Annotated in this window: 18 protein-coding genes; 15 read left to right on the top strand and 3 right to left on the bottom strand. The window is 65.5% G+C overall.

The window, feature by feature from the left end:
* Positions 1-150: 150 nt before the first annotated feature.
* Entirely contained in the window at positions 151-1,281 is a 1,131-nt protein-coding gene (locus tag P0R31_RS34490; protein ID WP_275519168.1) for an ROK family protein, read from the bottom strand.
* 330 nt (positions 1,282-1,611) lie between these two features.
* Here P0R31_RS34490 and rplU point away from each other — a divergent pair, with 330 nt between their 5' ends.
* From rplU to P0R31_RS34475, 3 genes are all read left to right on the top strand, one after another.
* Positions 1,612-1,998 carry a 50S ribosomal protein L21 gene (gene rplU, locus P0R31_RS34485; protein WP_197955269.1) on the top strand — a complete coding sequence of 129 codons (387 nt, stop codon included), beginning with the start codon at positions 1,612-1,614 and terminating at the stop codon, positions 1,996-1,998.
* Between the two features lie 103 nt (positions 1,999-2,101).
* On the top strand, positions 2,102-2,371 hold the full coding sequence (rpmA, locus tag P0R31_RS34480) for a 50S ribosomal protein L27 (protein ID WP_025032812.1): 270 nt from the start codon (positions 2,102-2,104) through the stop codon (positions 2,369-2,371).
* 162 nt (positions 2,372-2,533) lie between these two features.
* On the top strand, positions 2,534-3,127 hold the full coding sequence (locus P0R31_RS34475; RefSeq protein WP_225154054.1) for a GNAT family N-acetyltransferase: 594 nt from the start codon (positions 2,534-2,536) through the stop codon (positions 3,125-3,127).
* Between the two features lie 180 nt (positions 3,128-3,307).
* Here P0R31_RS34475 and P0R31_RS34470 read toward each other — a convergent pair whose 3' ends face one another.
* Positions 3,308-4,222 carry a DMT family transporter gene (locus tag P0R31_RS34470; protein ID WP_275519167.1) on the bottom strand — a complete coding sequence of 305 codons (915 nt, stop codon included), beginning with the start codon at positions 4,220-4,222 and terminating at the stop codon, positions 3,308-3,310.
* Positions 4,223-4,496: 274 nt separating this feature from the next.
* Here P0R31_RS34470 and P0R31_RS34465 point away from each other — a divergent pair, with 274 nt between their 5' ends.
* From P0R31_RS34465 to P0R31_RS34455, 3 genes are all read left to right on the top strand, one after another.
* Positions 4,497-4,979, top strand: a complete 483-nt coding sequence (locus tag P0R31_RS34465) for a MaoC family dehydratase (RefSeq protein WP_275519166.1) — start codon at positions 4,497-4,499, stop codon at positions 4,977-4,979.
* Positions 4,980-5,064: 85 nt separating this feature from the next.
* Entirely contained in the window at positions 5,065-6,105 is a 1,041-nt protein-coding gene (gene obgE, locus P0R31_RS34460; RefSeq protein ID WP_275519165.1) for a GTPase ObgE, read from the top strand.
* 213 nt (positions 6,106-6,318) lie between these two features.
* On the top strand, positions 6,319-7,959 hold the full coding sequence (locus P0R31_RS34455) for an alkaline phosphatase family protein (protein ID WP_275519164.1): 1,641 nt from the start codon (positions 6,319-6,321) through the stop codon (positions 7,957-7,959).
* Positions 7,960-8,107: 148 nt separating this feature from the next.
* Here P0R31_RS34455 and P0R31_RS34450 read toward each other — a convergent pair whose 3' ends face one another.
* On the bottom strand, positions 8,108-9,073 hold the full coding sequence (locus tag P0R31_RS34450; RefSeq protein WP_275519163.1) for a Bug family tripartite tricarboxylate transporter substrate binding protein: 966 nt from the start codon (positions 9,071-9,073) through the stop codon (positions 8,108-8,110).
* A gap of 180 nt (positions 9,074-9,253) precedes the next feature.
* Here P0R31_RS34450 and proB point away from each other — a divergent pair, with 180 nt between their 5' ends.
* The 9 genes from proB (at position 9,254) to P0R31_RS34405 (ending at position 18,357) form a co-directional block, all read left to right on the top strand.
* Complete coding sequence (proB, locus tag P0R31_RS34445; protein WP_275519162.1) at positions 9,254-10,375, top strand: glutamate 5-kinase; 1,122 nt, start codon at positions 9,254-9,256, stop codon at positions 10,373-10,375.
* Between the two features lie 164 nt (positions 10,376-10,539).
* On the top strand, positions 10,540-11,835 hold the full coding sequence (locus P0R31_RS34440) for a glutamate-5-semialdehyde dehydrogenase (RefSeq protein ID WP_275519161.1): 1,296 nt from the start codon (positions 10,540-10,542) through the stop codon (positions 11,833-11,835).
* A gap of 19 nt (positions 11,836-11,854) precedes the next feature.
* On the top strand, positions 11,855-12,499 hold the full coding sequence (locus P0R31_RS34435) for a nicotinate-nucleotide adenylyltransferase (RefSeq protein ID WP_036024650.1): 645 nt from the start codon (positions 11,855-11,857) through the stop codon (positions 12,497-12,499).
* Positions 12,500-12,708: 209 nt separating this feature from the next.
* Positions 12,709-13,065 (top strand): ribosome silencing factor, encoded by a 357-nt coding sequence (gene rsfS / locus P0R31_RS34430; protein ID WP_275519160.1) that lies wholly within the window; start codon positions 12,709-12,711, stop codon positions 13,063-13,065.
* 91 nt (positions 13,066-13,156) lie between these two features.
* Complete coding sequence (gene rlmH / locus P0R31_RS34425) at positions 13,157-13,639, top strand: 23S rRNA (pseudouridine(1915)-N(3))-methyltransferase RlmH (protein ID WP_275519159.1); 483 nt, start codon at positions 13,157-13,159, stop codon at positions 13,637-13,639.
* 32 nt (positions 13,640-13,671) lie between these two features.
* Positions 13,672-15,054 (top strand): murein hydrolase activator EnvC family protein, encoded by a 1,383-nt coding sequence (locus P0R31_RS34420; protein ID WP_275519183.1) that lies wholly within the window; start codon positions 13,672-13,674, stop codon positions 15,052-15,054.
* Positions 15,051-16,412, top strand: a complete 1,362-nt coding sequence (locus tag P0R31_RS34415; RefSeq protein WP_275519158.1) for a S41 family peptidase — start codon at positions 15,051-15,053, stop codon at positions 16,410-16,412. The genes P0R31_RS34420 and P0R31_RS34415 overlap by 4 nt, the downstream gene beginning before the upstream one ends.
* 142 nt (positions 16,413-16,554) lie before the next feature.
* The gene (locus tag P0R31_RS34410) at positions 16,555-17,775 is read left to right on the top strand and encodes a divergent polysaccharide deacetylase family protein (protein ID WP_275519157.1); all 1,221 of its coding nucleotides are present in this window, start codon (positions 16,555-16,557) and stop codon (positions 17,773-17,775) included.
* 75 nt (positions 17,776-17,850) lie between these two features.
* Positions 17,851-18,357: an RNA pyrophosphohydrolase gene (locus P0R31_RS34405; protein ID WP_036024645.1), complete on the top strand. Its 507-nt coding sequence runs from the start codon at positions 17,851-17,853 to the stop codon at positions 18,355-18,357.
* Positions 18,358-18,438 lie beyond the last annotated feature (81 nt).

Raw genomic sequence — 18,438 nt, 5'->3', positions numbered from 1 at the left:
AGACGCGGTAAACACTGGCGGTCCCGTGCCGCTCTTTGAAATACTGGCCGTGAAGGGCGGCTTCGCCGGCCGAGTGGAAGCGACGGTTCGACCCTAGCGTGCGGCAGCCGGCCCGCAACGCAATCTGTCCCTTAACCTAACCGGTCAAGGTTACTCCTTGTCATTCTTGCTCTTTTTCTTCCCGTTCTCCGTGGAATCCCGGTCTTTCTCCTTGCCGCTCTCCTTGCGGCGGTTGGTGAAGCGGGCATTGCCGAGGCCCGTGCCGATGGTGAGCACGCCCCAGCGGTCGACGTCCTGCATGAACGGCACTTCGGAGAGCCCCTGCACCACGCCGTCATTGTGCATCAGGATCGCCGTGTCGTGCTCGCCAATGGCGGGGATGCCCTCGATCAGGCTCGCCGGCAGGTTGAACTTGCTGCTTTCCCAATTGCCGGGCAGGTTCTGCGCGCCTTTTTCGATGGAGCCATCGGCGTTGATCACGCCGGGGCAGGCGATGCCGATGAACGGCGCGAGCTTGTAGCCTTCGTTCTCGGCTTGCGTGATCAGCCCTTTCAGCATCTTGGTCAGCCGCTTCACCGCGCCTTCGCGCGTCGGCTCGTCGTCGGCGTGACGCCACAGCTCCGCATGCACCACCTTGGCCTTCGACAGATCCTTGGCTTTCTTCCAGCCGGTTTCCACCACGCCGCAGCGGATATTGGTGCCGCCGATGTCGACGGCGAGGATGCTGTCATGAGCCTCGAAGATCCAGGACGGCGCCAGGTGCAGCGCGCCGATCAGGCCGGCCTCGTCGGGGTGATGGCGGATCGGCTGCAGGTCGATCTTGAAGCCCTCGGATTTCAGGATGATCTCGGCGCGGGCGATCACGAGCTCGCCGAGCCGGGAATCGCGAAAGCCGCCGCCAACGACGATGCGCTCGGTCTTGGCCCAGGCCTTGGTCTTGAGGAAGCGGCGCGTGACATAGGCGAGCTCCTGGGAGAAATCCTCGATCGCGCTGTGCACCACGGCCGAGGCCTCGGTGTCGTCGCCGACCAGGATGGCGTCCAGCGTCTTCTTGTTGATCTCCTCGGTCGGCACCTTGCCGAACGGGTCCTCCCCCGTCTTGCGCAGCGGCTTGCGCCAGCGCTCGAGGACCTCCCGGAACGCGCCCTTGCTGGCGCGGTCGCCGAGAAAGCCGTCCTCGTCCTTGATCTCGATGTTGAAGCTGTCGACGTCGACCGACGGCAGCCGTTCGGCGCCATGCTGGGCGATGCCCGTTGTTTTGACCAATTCGTCTGTTGCCATGAGAGCCCTTGCCCCGCTTGCCTGTTCCGGCCGGGACAACTGCGGGGGAACCTGTTTGTTGCATGGCCCGTCGAGATTCGGCTGCGCGCTTTCAGCGCGGCCAAAGCCTTCAAATCCGGGCCTTTTTCGGCGGTTTTCCTTGACTTGGCGCGCTCGGCCGCTATAAGTCCCACAGCCGGCGCGGGGCGTTTCTCGCGCCGCTTGTTTTTGCTTGGGTTTTCAAAGGGATAACTCCCGCCCACGCAGACTCGCATAAACCATAGCGACTGACAAAAAGCCGGCCCGGACGCTTCCCGTCCCGAGGCCGGGATTGAACACGGAGAAAGAACGATGTTCGCAGTCATCAAAACCGGCGGCAAGCAATACCGCGTCGTGCCGGATGATGTTCTCGAAGTTGGCAAGATCGAAGGCGAAGTCGGCTCGATCGTGCAGTTGAATGAAGTGCTGGTGGTCGGCGGCGACACACCGGTGCTGGGCGTTCCGACGGTCGCAGGCGCGTCCGTCGCGGTCGAGGTGCTCGACCACAAGCGCGGCCCCAAGGTCATCGCCTTCAAGAAGCGTCGCCGCAAGAACTCGCGCCGCAAGCGCGGCTACCGTGACGAGATCACCGTGCTGCGCGTCAGCGAGATCCTGACCGACGGCGCCAAGCCCACCAAGGGCCCGCGTCCGAAGAAGGAAAAGGTGGCTGCGGCGCCGGCAGCGGAAGCCGCCGAGTAACGCAAAACCGATCACGCCAATTCACGAATTGATGCGTGAGAGATTTTGAAATGATTCCGTCAAGGAATTGACCTAGAACTACGCAGGATTTCGGAGACGAGCCATGGCTCACAAAAAAGCAGGCGGTTCATCGCGCAACGGTCGCGATTCCAAGGGCAAGCGCCTCGGTATCAAGGCGTTCGGCGGCGAGATCGTCACGCCCGGCAACATCATTGCGCGTCAGCGCGGCACCACCTGGCACCCCGGCCTCAATGTCGGCATGGGTACGGACCACACTCTGTTCGCCAAGATCGAGGGCCGCGTTGCGTTCCAGGCCAAAGCCAACGGCCGCACCTTCGTATCGGTGCTCCCGCTTGCCGAGGCTGCTGAATAGACGGTGGACAAAAACGGAGTCCGCCGGTCCCGACTGAACCGGCGGAGTCCCAGAGATCGCAAGAGATCGAAGGCTCCAAGGGGAGGCGGGAAACCGGCCTCCCCTTTTCTTTGCTCACTTTGTTCTTTGCACTTTGACTTAGTGACTTTCACGGAGCCGGACATGTTGCAGGATTTCTCGAGCGTGACCTTGGCCGAGGCGAGACCCAGCGTCGTCGCCACCGAGCGGCTGACCTTGCGGCGGCCGACGCTGGCCGACGTCAGGACCATCGCCCGGCTCGCCAACGACCGCCGTGTCGCCGAGAACACGCGCCGCCTGCCGCATCCCTATTCGCAGGACGACGCCGCCGAATTCATCCGCGCCACCGCCGAACTCGGCAGCGAGACCGTGTTCCTGATCGAGCACGACAGCGGGCCGGTCGGCATGGTCGGCATCGATTGCTCCAAGCCCGGCAATGCCGAGCTCGGCTACTGGCTCGGCGTCGAGCATTGGGGCCGGGGCTTTGCCACCGAGGCCGCGCGCGGCGCGATCGATTTCTTCTTCGAGGAGTTCGAGCACGAGCATCTCTACGCTGGCGCGCGCGTCACCAATCCGGCCTCGCGCAAGGTGCTGGAGAAGTGCGGCTTCCAGTGGAGCGGCGTGCAGCTGCACCGCTTCCTGGCGCTGGGCTCCTCGACGCCCGTCGACTGCTTCCGCCTCTCGCGCGGCGTGTGGGCCTCGCTGAAGAGCTGGAGCAGCGCGAGGCGGGTGCGGTAGGCGGAGGCGCCGCTGCATTCACAACTGTCATCCCGGGGCGCGGCGAAGCCGCGAGCCCGGGATCCATAATCCCGGAGCGGAGTGTGGGGCAAAGCACCCCCTCCGGGTCGTCGTCCAACTTCTCCCTGGGGGTATGGGTCCCGGGCTCGCGCTGCGCGCGCCCCGGGGACGACGATGCCGCTACGCCGGCGGATTCACCTCGTCGCTCTCACGTCCCAGATCGCGCTCCCGAAGATAGATGTAGAACCCGGCGCCGATGATGATTGCGGCGCCGACGAGCGTTGCGATGGATGGGACGTCGCCGAACACGACGAAGCCGAAGATCACGGCCCAGACGATCATCGAATATTGATAGGGCACCACGACGCTGGCCGGCGCGAGCTTGAGCGAGCGGTTGACGCAGAACAGCGCCGTCACCGAAACGCATCCGGCGAGCGCGAAGATCACGAGGCTGCCGGGCGTCGGCGGCACCCAATTGAACGCCGACAGCACCGCGCCCAGCGAGAACGTGCCGACGAATTGCGAGGACGCCATCACGATGTCGGGCGTCTTGCGCAGGCTGCGCGTGATCAGCATCAGGGTTGCGAAGGAGAGGCTGCCGCCGAGCGCGATCAACGCCGGCAGGCTGACGGTCTGCGCCGACGGCCGCAGCGCGATCAAGACGCCGCAGAAGCCGATCAGGATCGCGGTCCAGCGCCGCCAGCCGACCTTCTCGCCCAGAAAGATCGCCGACATCGCGGTGACGAAGATCGGGCCGGCGAGATAATAGGTGATGACGTCGGCGAGCGGCAGATAGACGGTTGCGAGAAAGAAGGCCGCGACTTCCAGCGTCGACAGCACGACGCGAACCAGCTGCAGCCCCGGCCGCTCCAGATGCAGAAACTGGTGACGCTGCTTCCAGATCAGCGGCGACAGCAGCAGCAGCGCCGCGCAGGCGCGCAGGAACAAGAGCTGCCCCACCGAATAGGTCCCGACCAGGAACTTGCCCATGGCATCGCCGAACGAGAACATGAAGATCGACAGCACCATGAGTCCGATGCCGGCGAGGCGCGCCGAGCGATCGTCATAGGCGGAGAGATTCTTGAACAGGGGCATTGATCGGACTGCGAGGGGTCGTCATTGCGAGCGCAGCGCAGCAATCCAGAATCTTTCCGCGGCGGCAGTCTGGATTGCTTCACTGCGCTCGCAATGACGGGGAGAGAGCATCAGGAATCGGCGACCAGAGTCGCTTGCGGTCGTTTTAATGACGTGAGCCGCCGGGACAAGCCCACAACGCCGAATTGAACGGATTGTCGCACTCTTCGCATCGCGGTAGCGATACAGGCCACACGACGAGAGAGCCAAAGAGAGCCAAGAAGAGAGCTAAGCCATGACCGATTTCGATCCGGCCCGGCATCGCATGATCCCGACGCAACGCTGGTTTGAGGATTTCGTCGTCGGCGAACGCTTCGTGCTGCCGAGCCGCACCCAAACCTCGGCATTGTTCGCCGCATTCCAGACCGCGAGCGGCGACACCCATCCGGTGCATTACGACGTGGAATATTGCCGCGCCCGCGGCATGCCGCATCTGCTTGCCCACGGCTTCCAGACCCTGATCCACACCGCGCCCGGCGCCGGCCTGTTTCCGTTCCTGGTCGAGGACTCCCTGGTCGGCTTCCTCGAGCAGTCGAGCCGGTTCCTCAAGCCGGTGTTCGCCGACGACACCCTCTATCCCGCGCTCGAAGTCACCGAGCTGGTGCCGGGGCGCACCACCGGCACGGTGACGCTGCGCAGCACCGTGTTCAACCAGCGCAAGGAGCTGGTGCTCGAGGGTACGCAGACATTCCTGATCCGGCGGCGGCCGGCGGGTTAAGCAAGAGGTCCAATTCGCCGAATTTCGGCCGATTTGCGGACCAATCCGGGTTGCCGCAGGGGGCCGGCTGGCCTACCTATGCCCCATGAAATTCCTCGACGAAGCAAAGGTCTATATCCGCTCCGGTGACGGCGGGAACGGCTGCGTGGCGTTCCGCCGCGAGAAGTTCATCGAATTCGGCGGCCCCTCCGGCGGCAATGGCGGCCGCGGCGGCAATGTCATCATCGAGGTCGCCGACGGCCTCAACACGCTGATCGACTACCGCTACCAGCAGCACTTCAAGGCCCAGAAGGGCGAGAACGGCATGGGCTCGGACCGTCACGGCGCCAACGGCAAGAACATCGTGCTGAAGGTTCCCGTGGGCACGCAGATCTTCGACGAGGACCGCGAGACCTTGATCCACGACTTCACCAAGGTCGGCGAGAAGTTCGTGCTGGCCGAGGGCGGCAATGGCGGCTTCGGCAATGCGCATTTCAAATCGTCGACCAACCGCGCGCCGCGCAACGCCAATCCCGGCCAGCCCGGCGAGGAGCGCTGGATCTGGCTGCGTCTGAAGCTGATCGCGGACGCCGGCCTCGTCGGCATGCCCAATGCCGGCAAGTCGACGTTCCTCTCCAAGGTCAGCGCGGCCAAACCCAAGATCGCCGATTATCCCTTCACCACGCTGCATCCGCAGCTCGGGGTCGTGAATGCCGACGGCCGCGAATTCGTGCTGGCCGACATTCCCGGCCTGATCGAGGGCGCGCATGAGGGCACCGGCCTCGGCGACCGCTTCCTCGGCCATGTCGAGCGCTGCCGCGTGCTCTTGCATCTCGTCGACGCCACTTGCGAGCATGCCGGCAAGGCCTACAAGACGGTGCGGACCGAGCTCGATGCCTATGGCGGGCAGCTCACCGACAAGATCGAGATCGTCGCGCTGAACAAGATCGACGCGGTCCAGCCGGACGAGTTGAAGAAGCAGAAGGACCGCCTGAAGCGCGCCGCCAAGAAGACGCCGCTGCTGCTGTCGGGCGCGACCGGCCAGGGCGTCAAGGAGGCATTGCGCGCGCTGGCCGATGTGATCGGCGAGAGCCCGGTCTCCGCCAAGGCCAAGAGCGCGGCCGAAGCGGAGCCGTGGTCGGCTTAACAAATCTCGCTGAGAGACCCTCATGGTGAGGAGCGCGGAACGCGCGTCTCGAACCATGATGGCCCGGCCCTCACCCGCGGCCATCCTTCGAGACGCCCGCTGCGCGGGCCTCAGGATGAGGTTCGGTCCTGGTGGCACAGCCGGACTTGAGCGCTGGCTTGTCTTCGCGCCCGCGATAGCGCAGCATCGAACAATAAACTGCAGGGACAACGCATGGCGCGCGCGAAGAACGTTCTCTGGATCATGTGCGACCAGCTTCGCTATGATTATCTCGGCTGCACCGGCCATCCCACGCTGAAGACGCCGAATATCGACGCCATGGCCAGGCGCGGCGTGCTGTTCACGAAGGCCTATGTGCAGTCGCCGATCTGCGGTCCCTCGCGGATGTCGTTCTACACCGGCCGCTACATGCGCTCGCACGGCTCGCACTGGAACGGCTGGCCGCTGCGGGTCGGTGAGCCCACGCTCGGCGATCATCTCAACAAGATCGGCGTGCGCAACGTGCTGGTCGGCAAGACCCACATGGCGCCTGATATCGAAGGCATGAAGGCGCTCGGCATCCCGCCGGAATCCGTGATCGGCGTGCATGTCGCCGAATGCGGGTTCGAGCCCTATGAGCGCGACGACGGCCTGCATCCGACGGGACGGCCACGGCCGAAATACGACGAATATCTGCGAAAGCAGGGCTTCGACGCGCCCAATCCCTGGGAGCATTGGGCCAATTCCGGAGCTGCCGAGGACGGCTCGCTGCAGAACGGCTGGCTGCTGGTGCACGCCGACAAGGCCGCGCGGGTGCCGGACGAGCATTCCGAGACACCCTACATGACGCGCCGGGCGATGGATTTCATCAGCGAGGCCGAGGCCGAGGCCGACGGGCGGCCGTGGTGCCTGCATCTGTCCTACATCAAGCCGCACTGGCCCTATATTGCCCCCGAGCCCTATGCCAGCATGTATTCGACCGATGACATGATCCCGGCGATCCGTTCGATGCGCGAGCGGCAGAATCCGCACCCGGTGTTCGGCGCCTACATGGACATGCGCTACTCCCGCAACATGGCGCGCGACGATGCCCGCGAGAAGGTGATCCCGACCTATATGGGCCTGATCACCCAGATCGACGACCAGATGGGCGTGCTGATGAAATTTCTGGAGGCACGCGGCCTGCTCGACACCACCATGATCGTATTCACCTCCGATCATGGCGATTATCTCGGCGATCACTGGATGGGCGAGAAGGACCTATTCCACGAGCAGTCCGCAAAGATCCCGCTGATCGTCATCGATCCCTCGCAGGAGGCCGACGCTACGCGCGGCACGCGCAGCGATGCGCTGGTCGAGGGAATCGATCTCGCGCCGACCTTCGTCGATTATTTCGGCGGCAAGGTGCCGGGCCACATTCTCGAAGGACGTTCGCTGCTGCCGCTGCTGCGTGGGTCGACGCCGCCCGATTGGCGCAAGGTGGCGTTCTCCGAATACGACTATTCCATGCAGGACGTGCGGCTGAAGCTGAACCAGCCGATCGAACGCTGTCGCCTGTTCATGGTGTTCGACGGCCGCTGGAAATACATCCACGCCTCCGGCTTCCGCCCGATGCTGTACGACCTCGAAACCGATCCGGAGGAATATGTCGATCGCGGTGACGACCCTGATTGCGCCGACATCATCGCGCGGCTGCAGGCCGAGCTGTTCGACTGGGCGCTGCATCCCAGCGGCCACATCACCACGCCGCGCGAGAAGATCGCGGCCTATGCGGATAACCAGCTGCAGGTGAAGAACGGCGTCCTGATCGGCATCTGGGACGAGAAAGAGCTCACCGCGATCAAGGACGGCATCGCCCAGCGCGCGAAGATCTGAGTTGCCGTCCGCAGCTCTGCATCAACGATACGATCGAGCATCAATCACACTGTCATTGCGAGCGCAGCGAAGCAATCCAGCGTCTTTCCGCGGAGACAGTCTGGATTGCTTCGTCGCAAGGGCTCCTCGCAATGACGGGAGAGAGACCTCAATTCGTGATCTTATATCCCGTCGCCTTCACGATCGGCTGCCACAGCGCGGTGTTCGCGGCGAGTTCCTTCGATAACCCGTCCGCATTGCTGCCGACGGGGATCATCCCGATCGCGGTCAGCTTCTCCTTCACCTCGGGCTTTGCGAGCGCGGCGCTCGCAGCCGCGCCGAGCTTGCTGGCAAACTCCGGCGGGCTGCCGGCGGGAAGCCACATGCCGTACCAGGCGTCCGCGACGAGATCGATGCCGCTCTCCTTCAGCGTCGGAACGTCAGGCACGAACGGCGAGCGCTCGGCACTCGAGGCCGCGATGATCTTCACGCCCTTGGCGCGGTGCTGCGGCAGCGCATCGGCCAATGTCACAATGCCGAACGAGATATGTCCGCCGACGAGGTCGTTGAGGATCGGCGCGCTGCCGCGATAGGGCACGCGGGTCAGGGGAATGCCGAGATCCTTCTCGAGCTTGGAGCCGGTGAAATGCGGAATGGTGCCGTTGCTCGGCACGCCGAACGAGGTCTTGCCCGGATTCGCCTTCAGCCAGGAGACGAAGCTCTTGAAGTCCGGGGCGTCGACCCCTGGGCCGATCACGACGGCGAATTCAAATCGCGCCAGCAGTGACACCGGCATGAAGTCCTTCGCCGTGTCGAAGCTCGGCGTCGTCTCCACCATCGGCAGCAGGTACATGGTCGGCCCGGTCGTCACCAGCACCGTGCTGCCGTCGGGGCTTGCGCCCTTCACCGCCTTGATGCCGATCAGCCCGTCGCCGCCGGTACGGTTCTCGACCACAATGGTCCGTTGCAGCACCGGGGCCATCTCCTGCGCGATCAGCCGGCACAGCGTGTCACCGCCGGCACCCGCTGCGAACGGGAAGATGATCTTCGTCAGCCCGGCCTGCGCTTGCACCCCGCCCGCCTGCGCCAGCAGGGGCAGGCCGAAGCATCCGGCCATGAATTTGCGCCGATCCATTCGTTTCCTCTTTTGGTCCGCTTATCGTTGCCACCATTTGAGCCAGATGGACGGGCTGACGCAAGGCAAACGTACACCGTTTACCATCCGGCTGCCTTGCGCCGGTCCCCGTCCTGCTGCAAAAGCAGGGCTTATCGGCGCCGCCTGTCGCTTCGCCGTCATTCGCCAGCACACAGAGACATGGCCAGCCCCGAACTCAGTCAATTCCGCCGCATCGTCGTCAAGGTCGGCTCAGCGCTGCTGGTCGATTCCGACAAGGGCGAGGTGCGCGCGTCCTGGCTCGCTGCGCTCGCCGACGACATGGCCAAGCTGCACAAGGAAGGGCGCGACGTCCTCGTCGTCTCCTCCGGCTCGATCGCGCTCGGCCGCAGCCGGCTGAAATTGCCGCGCGGACCGCTGAAGCTGGAAGAGAGCCAGGCCGCAGCCGCGGTCGGCCAGATCGCGCTGGCGCGGATCTGGTCGGAGGTGCTTGGCGCCCACGGTATCGGCGCCGGCCAGATCCTGGTGACGCTGCAGGACACCGAGGAGCGCCGCCGCTATCTCAACGCGCGCTCCACCATCGGCAAGCTCCTGGAATGGCGCGCGATCCCCGTGATCAACGAGAACGACACGGTGGCGACCACCGAGATCCGCTACGGCGACAATGATCGCCTCGCCGCGCGCGTCGCGACCATGGCGAGCGCAGACCTGCTGGTGCTGCTGTCCGACATCGACGGGCTCTACAACGCCCCGCCGAAGAACAACCCGAACGCAAAACTCATTCCCGTCGTCGACAGCATCTCCTCGGAGATCGAGGCGGTGGCGGGCGATGCCGAGTCCGAGTTTTCGCGCGGCGGCATGCGCACCAAGGTCGAGGCCGCCAAGATCGCGACGACCGGAGGCACGCATATGCTGATCGCCTCCGGCAAGATCGAGCATCCCTTGCAGGCGATCGCCAATGGCGGCCGCTGCACCTGGTTCCTGACGCCGGCCAATCCCATCACCTCGCGCAAACGCTGGATCGCCGGCACGCTGGAGCCGAAGGGCACGCTCACCATCGATGCCGGTGCCGTGACCGCGCTGCGTGCCGGCGCCAGCCTGCTGCCGGCCGGCGTGATCAAGGTCGAGGGCCAGTTCGCCCGCGGCGATGCCGTGATCGTGCGCGGCCCCGACGGCAGCGAGGTCGGCCGCGGCCTGATCGCCTATGACGTCGATGATGCCGAGCGGATCAAGGGCCGCTCCTCCCCGGATGTGATGACCATCCTCGGCATCAGCGGCCGCGCGGAGATGATCCATCGGGACGATCTGGTGGTGGGCGGGTAAGGGCCGAACAAGCCGTCATGCCCAGGCTTGTCCCGGCCATGACGCCGGAGCTAGGCCAGAGGCCCAGCCGGCCCGCTACCCGAACCCCTGCCATACCCTCCCCGCCCTTCGCAAAAGCGGGATTTCCGTGCTAGGACACCGCCTTAGCAGAAGGTTTTGACCCCATGGCCGCCCCCCTCAAAGCCGTTGACGGCAATGCCGATCTTCAGGCGCTGATGTCCGATCTCGGAACCCGTGCCCGCGCTGCCGCGCGCGTGCTGGCGCTGGCGCCGCCGGAGCAGAAGAACCGCGCGCTCGAGGCGATGGAGCGGGCAATCCGCGCCAACTCGGCCGCGATTCTTGCCGCCAATGCCGAGGACGTCGCGGAGGCCCGCGCCTCCGGCAACATGACCTCCTCCTTCATCGACCGCCTGACGCTGACGCCGGCGCGCATCGAGGGCATGGCCGAAGGCATCGGCATTGTGCGCGGCATCGCCGATCCCATCGGCGTCGTCACCGAGCGCTGGCAGCGGCCGAACGGCATGTCCATCGAGCGCGTCCGCGTGCCGCTCGGCGTCGTCGGCGTGATCTTCGAGAGCCGGCCGAACGTTGCGGCCGATGCCGGCGTGCTGTGCCTGAAGTCGGGCAATGCCGTGATCCTGCGCGGCGGCTCGGACAGTTTCCGCTCCTGCCGCGCCATCCATGAGTGCCTGGTGCAGGGCCTGCGCGAAGCCGGCCTGCCGGAAGCTGCGATCACGCTGGTGCCGACGCGCGACCGCGCCGCGGTCGGCATGATGCTGTCGGGGCTGAGCGGCGCCATCGACGTGATCGTGCCGCGCGGCGGCAAGAGCCTCGTCGCGCGCGTCGAGCAGGAAGCGCGCGTGCCTGTCTTCGCGCATCTCGAAGGCGTCAACCACGTCTATGTCGACGGCAGCGCCGACCTCGCCATGGCGAAGTCGATCGTGCTCAATGCCAAGATGCGACGCACCGGCGTCTGCGGCGCGGCCGAGACGCTGCTGGTCGATCGTGCCGCCGCTGCATCGAGCCTGAAGCCGCTGGTCGAGATGCTGCTCGATGCCGGCTGCGAGGTCCGCGGCGACGAGGCCGTGCAGAAGACCGATGCGCGCGTCAAGCCGGCGAGCGAGGAGGATTGGGACACCGAATATCTCGACGCGATCATCGCGGCGAAAGTGGTGGACGGCGTCGAGGGCGCGATCGCGCACATCCAGGACCACGGCTCGCATCACACCGATGCAATCGTGAGCGCGGATGAGGCTGCGGCGAGCAAGTTCCTGAGCGAGGTCGATTCCGCGATCGTGCTCCACAACGCTTCGACGCAGTTTGCCGATGGCGGCGAGTTCGGGTTCGGCGCCGAGATCGGCATTGCCACCGGCCGCTTCCACGCCCGCGGCCCGGTCGGCGCCGAGCAATTGACGAGCTTCAAATATCGCGTCCGCGGCACCGGACAGACCCGGCCGTAGACGTCGCGGGGCGCGGGCATTGAGCAACAATCTCGTCGTGCCGCGCTTCGTGGCGCAAGCGGTTCCGCCCTCGACGCCGGGCATGCGCATCGGCCTGCTCGGCGGCTCGTTCAACCCGCCGCATCAGGCGCACCGCGCGATCAGCCGCTTCGCGCTGAAGCGATTGCAGCTCGATCGCGTCTGGTGGCTGGTCACACCAGGCAACCCGCTCAAGGAGAACGGCACGCTGCACGAGCTCGGCGAGCGCATGCAGGCCGCGCGCGAGGTCGCCGATGATCCGCGCATCGAGGTGAGCTGTCTCGAATCCGTCATTCGCACCCGCTATACTATCGACACGATCAACACCTTGCGCCGCCGCTTCCCTGGCTTGCGCTTTGTCTGGATCATGGGCGCCGACAATCTCGCTCAATTCCATCGTTGGCAGGACTGGCGGCGCATCGCCGCCCAGGTGCCGATGGCAGTGATCGATCGCCCCCCGCAGAGTTTTCGTGCGCTCGGCTCGCCCGCGGCCCAGGCGTTATCGCGCTACCGTCTGCCCGAGAACAAGGCGGTCCAGCTTGCAGATCGGCCGGCACCGGCCTGGGTGTTCCTGACCGGATTGAAGCTGAATCTCTCATCCACCGGCCTACGGAACCCGGACGGGAGCTGGAAAGGTACGAAGTGAGACGAAGTGTGCGGACCTGGTGGGGATTTCGGTCTCTCTGGCATATTGAAACCCTTAACCCCACATGATGTAGTGTAACCAGTGGGCGCCCGGATTCGGCGTTCGCGATACAGTGAAAGGAATGGTCCCTGACCGCATCTGTATTGTCCAAGCCTGTTTTACCCAAGGTTGCCAAGCCTACGCGTAAAACATCGACCAAAGCTGCGGCCTTGAAGGCGCAACCCGACGCCGACAAGACGCTGAGCCTGATCCTCTCCCGCCTCGAGGACATGAAGGCGGAAGAGACGGTCACCATCGACCTTCGCGGCAAATCGGCGTACTCCGACTACATGATCGTCACCACCGGCCGGGTGAACCGGCACGTCGGCGCGATCGCGGAAAACGTCACCAAGAGCCTCAAGGAAAACGGCATCAAGAACATCCATGTCGAGGGCTTGCCCAATTGCGACTGGGTGCTGATCGATTCCGGCGAGGTGATCGTGCACGTGTTCCGACCCGAGGTCCGCGAGTTCTACAACCTCGAGAGGTTGTACACGCAGGGCCCAGGGGCGGCGAAGGCGATCTAGGCTCAAAGGCCGATTTCGAATCGGCTGACGCGCATGCTAGCGTCGTGCGCGCGCGTGTTGCGCGCGGTCTCGTCAACGCGACTCGAAAATCATGCGTGTTGCTGTCATTGCGGTGGGCCGGCTGAAGCAGGGCCCCGAACGGGAGCTTGCAGACCGCTATTTCGAACGGTACTGCGAAGCCGGCGGCAAACTCGGCTTCCGCGGGCTCAGTGTCTATGAAGTTGCCGAAAGCCGCGCGCGCGACGCCGCAACGCGGATGGCTGAAGAGGCCGCGGCGATCTCGGCGCATATTCCTGACAAGGCGATCCTGGTGGCGCTGGACGAGCGCGGCCAGAATCTGGAATCCACCGTATTCGCACGGCATCTGGCGCGCTGGCGCGACGAAGGCGCCGGACATACTATCTTCGTGATCGGAGGGGCGGACGGACTTTCGCCCGAATTGCGCCGTAAGGCCAAGCTCGCGATCGCGTTCGGCTCTGCGACCTGGCCGCACCAAATGGTCCGCGTCATGCTTCTGGAACAGCTGTATCGGGCCGCCACCATCCTGGCCGGCCATCCCTATCACCGCGCATGATGCGCGCCACAACGAGCACCTTTGCCGACACGATGCGAGCGCCGCTCCTCAACCTCCTGCTGATCACCGGCCTCGCCGGCGCAAGCCTCTTCGCCGAAGCAAGCCTCTTCGCCGAAGAAAGCCTCGCGCAAGCTCAGACGCCGGCGCCGCCGCAGACCGCGGCGGTGTCGCCCGACGCGATCAAGCAGCGCGAGCAGGAGCTGGAGGCCGCGCGAGCGAGGCAACGAAGCGCGGAAGAAGCGCAAGCCAAGCTGAAGGCCGAGATCACCGCGCTTGGCCAGGACCGCACCCAGCTCAATCAGCAGCTGATCGACACCGCCGCCAATGTGCGCGCCGTGGAAACCAAGATCGACGAGGCCGAGGCGCGGCTGCGAACGCTGAACGGCCGCGAGCAGCAGATGCGCGCTTCGCTGGATTCGCGCCGTGCCGACATCGTCGAGGTGCTGGCGGCCTTGCAGCGCGCCGGCCGGCGCACGCCGCCGGCGCTGCTGGTGCGGCCCGAAGATGCGCTGCAATCCTTGCGCACCGCGATGCTGCTTGGCGCCGTCGTGCCGGAATTGCGCGGCCGCGCCGAGAAGATCGCAAGCGAGCTCGGCGAGCTCGTGGCTTTGCGCAAGACCATCGCCACCGAGCGCGATCAGCTCGCCTCCGACCGCGACAAGGTCAGGAGCGACCAGACCCGGCTCACCGCCCTGATCGAGGAACGGCAGCGTCAGCAGTCCGCACGGGAAAAAGACCTCGATGCCGAAAGCGCGCGCGCGATCGCACTGTCAAGGCAGGTCGGCGATCTCCAGGGGCTGATCGCCAAGATGGAGCAGGACCTGCAAACCGCCGCCAGGGCGGCCGAGAAAGCCGCAGAGGCCGCAAGGCAGGCCGAGGCCAAGGAGGCCAAACTGGCGGCGGCAAACGCGGCCGCCAGCGCCAAACAGGGCCCGGGCGCGTTCAAGGACAAGTCCCGCACCACCCCGGCGATCGCCTTTGCCTCGGCCAGGGGTCTCCTGCCGCTTCCGGTTAACGGTAACAAGATCAGGGACTTTGGCGGTTCCGACGGGGCCGGCGGCGTCCAGAAGGGCATTTCGCTGGCGACCAAGCCCGGCGCCCAGGTCACGACGCCGTGTGATGGCTGGGTTGTGTATGCCGGCCCATTCCGCAGCTATGGACAACTCTTGATCCTCAATGCCGGGGGCGGGTATCATGTCCTGATCGCCGGGATGGAGCGCATTTCGGTCAACATCGGCCAGTTTGTGCTCACGGGGGAGCCGGTCGCGACCATGGGGTCGACCTCTCAGGTCGCTTCCATTCTCGCCACCAATGCGAGTCAACCTGTGCTGTATGTCGAGTTCCGTAAAGACGGCACTCCAATCGATCCAGGCCCATGGTGGGCCGCAAATGAAGGCGAGAAGGTTCGCGGATGATGCGCAAGACTTCAGTAATCCTCCTCAGCGCCGCCACCGGTGCGGCGCTGACGCTGTTCGTGACCCAGCCGCGCGCGGTGTTCATGGGCTCCAGCGCGCGAGCCGCCACCGCGGACACCTATCGCCAGCTTAACCTGTTCGGCGACGTGTTCGAGCGCGTGCGCTCCGACTATGTCGAGAAGCCCGATGACACCAAGCTGATCGAATCCGCCATCAGCGGCATGCTCACCGGCCTCGATCCGCACTCGAGCTACATGGACGCGAAGAGCTTCCGCGACATGCAGGTGCAGACCCGCGGCGAGTTCGGCGGCCTCGGCATCGAGGTCACGATGGAGGACGGCCTGATCAAGGTGGTCTCGCCGATCGACGACACGCCCGCGTCGCGCGCCGGCATCATGGCCAACGACATCATCACCAATCTCGACGACGAGGCGGTGCAGGGCCTGACCCTGAACCAGGCGGTCGAGAAGATGCGCGGTCCGGTCAACACCAAGATCAAGCTCAAGATCATCCGCAAGGGCCAGGACAATCCGCTCGACGTCACGCTGGTGCGCGACAATATCCGCGTCCGCTCGGTGCGCGCGCGCGTCGAGCAGGACGACATCGGCTATATCCGCATCACCACCTTCAACGAGCAGACCACTGAAGGCCTGAAGCGCGAGATCGGCAACCTCACGAACCAGATCGGCGGCGACAAGCTCAAGGGCTTCATCATCGACCTCCGCAACAATCCAGGCGGCCTGCTCGAGGAAGCTGTCACCGTCTCCGACTCGTTCCTCGAGAAGGGCGAGATCGTCTCGACCCGCGGCCGCAATGCCGAGGAGACCCAGCGCCGCGCCGCGCATGCGGGCGACCTGACCAAGGGCAGGCCGGTCATCGTGCTGGTCAATGGCGGCTCGGCCTCGGCGTCGGAAATCGTCGCCGGCGCGCTGCAGGACCACAAGCGCGCGACCATCGTCGGCACGCGCTCGTTCGGCAAGGGCTCGGTGCAGACCATCATTCCGCTGGGCAGCGGCAACGGCGCGCTGCGGCTGACCACCGCGCGCTATTACACGCCGTCGGGCAAGTCGATCCAGGCCAAGGGCATCGTGCCCGATATCGAAGTGCTCCAGGACGTGCCGGACGAGCTGAAGTCGCGCACCGACACCAAGGGCGAGGCTTCGCTGCGCGGCCACCTGAAGAACGACGGCGACGAGAAGACGGGCTCGCAGTCCTACGTCCCGCCGGACGCCAAGGACGACAAGGCGCTCAAGCTCGCCGGCGACCTGCTCCACGGCATCAAGAACAGCGCCTCCGCCGCGCCGACCCCGGGCGGCGACAACAAGGCGGCGGCCGACAGGCCCAAAGCGGCGAATTAAGTCGGCGCTACACGCGATCTCGAAAGGGCGGCTTCCTGAAGCCGCCCTTTTTGCTTGGAACTCCGGTGGCCCCCGGCCTCACCCGGCCTGCCGCCGCTTGACCCCGCCGTGGTATCGTCGCCCGATTGATTCGGGATCGCGCATGACTGAGACGGCCGATGATCTGAGCGCCCCGCTCGGACAGGACAAGCCGCGCCGGAAACGCCGGCTGCGGCTGCCGTTCACTGCCATGCAGCTGTTCGCCGTCGTGCTCGGCCTGTTCCTGGTTACCTTTGCCGGCTTCGCCATCTTCAACACGGATCCGCTCGGCGGCGAGCCGATGGCCAGGCTCGCGATCCGCGCTCCCACTGCCACGGACGAGAAACCGGCCGCGTCCGGCGCCGGCGCAGAGAGCAAGCCGGAGGGTAAGCACGAGACCAAGGAAGCGCCGAAGCAGGCCGCGCCCGGCGAGCAGAAGACCATCACCATGATCGACGGCTCCACCGGCGCCCGCCGCGACGTGGTGATCGGCGGGGGCGATACTGCGGACAAGAGTGAGGCCTCCGCCCCGCCGCCCGTCATGACCGGGATCAATCCGAAGCTGCTGGAGAAATCGCGCTACGGCATGATCCCGGTGGTCGCCGACGGGCTTAGGCCGTTCAACGTCTATGCGGCGGACGCCGACCGCGCCAAGGCCGCCAAGATGCCGGTGGTCGCGATCGTGATCGGCGGCCTCGGCGTCGGCGCCGCCAAGACCCTGGACGCCATCATGAAGCTGCCGCCGGCGGTGACGCTGGCCTTCACGCCCTACGGCTCCGACCCCGGCAAGCTCGCCGAGCGGGCGCGGGCGCAGCGCCACGAGATCTTCCTCCAGATCCCGATGGAGCCCTACGACTTCCCCGACAACGATCCGGGGCCGCAGACGCTGCTGACCTCGCTCAGCCCCGACCAGAACATGGACCGCCTGTACTGGCACCTCAGCCGGATGCAGGGCTATGCCGGCCTCACCAATTTCATGGGCGCCCGCTTCATCGCCACGGAGCCGGCGATGCAGCCGATCATCCGCGAGGCGGCCAAGCGCGGCCTCGGCTTCTTCGACGACGGCTCCTCGCCCCGCAGCATCGCGCCCCAGGCCGCGGCCAACCAGGCCGTGCCGTTCGGCAAGGGCGATATCGCCATCGACGCGGTGCCGACGGCGACCGAGATCGACCGCGCCCTCAACAAGCTGGAATCGGCGGCGCGCGAGCGCGGCATCGCCGTCGGCACGGCCTCCGCCTTGCCCGTCTCGATCGAGCGTATCAGCGCCTGGACCAAGACATTGGGCGACCGAGGTATCCTTTTGGTGCCATTGACAACCGCGATGCTGAAATCAAAATCCAGCTAAATCAACGAATTGGATCGGCGCGGGTCTCGCGGGGCCGGCATGCCTTCCCAAGAAGCAGGCAAGAGGTCTGGCGGAATGGCGCGTTACGAGGATCTGCCCTACCGGACCTGCGTCGGCGTGATGCTGATCAATCCAAAGGGACTGGTGTTCATTGGCCGCCGCGCCGGCGGCATCGAGCATGTCGACGACACCCATGTCTGGCAGATGCCTCAGGGTGGGGTCGATCCCGGCGAGGACACCTGGGAGGCGGCCAAGCGCGAGCTCTACGAGGAGACCAGCGTGCGCTCCGTCGAGCGGCTCGGCGAAGTCCCGGACTGGCTCACTTACGACATTCCGCGCACCGTTGCCGGGCGCGCTTGGAAGGGCCGCTACCGCGGCCAGCGCCAGAAATGGTACGCGGTGCGCTTCACCGGCAAGGACAGCGAGATCAACGTCGAGCATCCCGGCGGCGGCGGCCACAAGGCGGAATTCGTGAGCTGGCGCTGGGAGTCGATGAAGAATCTCCCTGAATTGATCATCCCGTTCAAGCGCCCGGTCTATGAGCGCGTGGTGCAGGAATTTTCTGCGCTGGCGGAGGGGTGATCAGATCACCTGTCGCGGCTCTCTCGCCCGTCATCCCCGCGAAGGCGGGGATCCATACTCCCAGGCAGAAGTTGTGCGAAG

The organism is Bradyrhizobium yuanmingense (genome assembly GCF_029167105.1).
GTDB classification, from domain to species: Bacteria; Pseudomonadota; Alphaproteobacteria; order Rhizobiales; family Xanthobacteraceae; genus Bradyrhizobium; species Bradyrhizobium yuanmingense_A.
Note: the sequence above shows the minus strand (reverse complement) of the source record. Positions and strands in the feature narration are given on the sequence as shown.

Coding starts and splice junctions, on each gene's coding strand:
- P0R31_RS34490 (WP_275519168.1), bottom strand. CDS start 1,281: ATGGCAACAGACGAATTGGTCAAAACAACGGGCATCGCCCAGCATGGC.
- rplU (WP_197955269.1), top strand. CDS start 1,612: ATGTTCGCAGTCATCAAAACCGGCGGCAAGCAATACCGCGTCGTGCCG.
- rpmA (WP_025032812.1), top strand. CDS start 2,102: ATGGCTCACAAAAAAGCAGGCGGTTCATCGCGCAACGGTCGCGATTCC.
- P0R31_RS34475 (WP_225154054.1), top strand. CDS start 2,534: ATGTTGCAGGATTTCTCGAGCGTGACCTTGGCCGAGGCGAGACCCAGC.
- P0R31_RS34470 (WP_275519167.1), bottom strand. CDS start 4,222: ATGCCCCTGTTCAAGAATCTCTCCGCCTATGACGATCGCTCGGCGCGC.
- P0R31_RS34465 (WP_275519166.1), top strand. CDS start 4,497: ATGACCGATTTCGATCCGGCCCGGCATCGCATGATCCCGACGCAACGC.
- obgE (WP_275519165.1), top strand. CDS start 5,065: ATGAAATTCCTCGACGAAGCAAAGGTCTATATCCGCTCCGGTGACGGC.
- P0R31_RS34455 (WP_275519164.1), top strand. CDS start 6,319: ATGGCGCGCGCGAAGAACGTTCTCTGGATCATGTGCGACCAGCTTCGC.
- P0R31_RS34450 (WP_275519163.1), bottom strand. CDS start 9,073: ATGGATCGGCGCAAATTCATGGCCGGATGCTTCGGCCTGCCCCTGCTG.
- proB (WP_275519162.1), top strand. CDS start 9,254: ATGGCCAGCCCCGAACTCAGTCAATTCCGCCGCATCGTCGTCAAGGTC.
- P0R31_RS34440 (WP_275519161.1), top strand. CDS start 10,540: ATGGCCGCCCCCCTCAAAGCCGTTGACGGCAATGCCGATCTTCAGGCG.
- rlmH (WP_275519159.1), top strand. CDS start 13,157: ATGCGTGTTGCTGTCATTGCGGTGGGCCGGCTGAAGCAGGGCCCCGAA.
- P0R31_RS34420 (WP_275519183.1), top strand. CDS start 13,672: ATGCGAGCGCCGCTCCTCAACCTCCTGCTGATCACCGGCCTCGCCGGC.
- P0R31_RS34415 (WP_275519158.1), top strand. CDS start 15,051: ATGATGCGCAAGACTTCAGTAATCCTCCTCAGCGCCGCCACCGGTGCG.
- P0R31_RS34410 (WP_275519157.1), top strand. CDS start 16,555: ATGACTGAGACGGCCGATGATCTGAGCGCCCCGCTCGGACAGGACAAG.
- P0R31_RS34405 (WP_036024645.1), top strand. CDS start 17,851: ATGGCGCGTTACGAGGATCTGCCCTACCGGACCTGCGTCGGCGTGATG.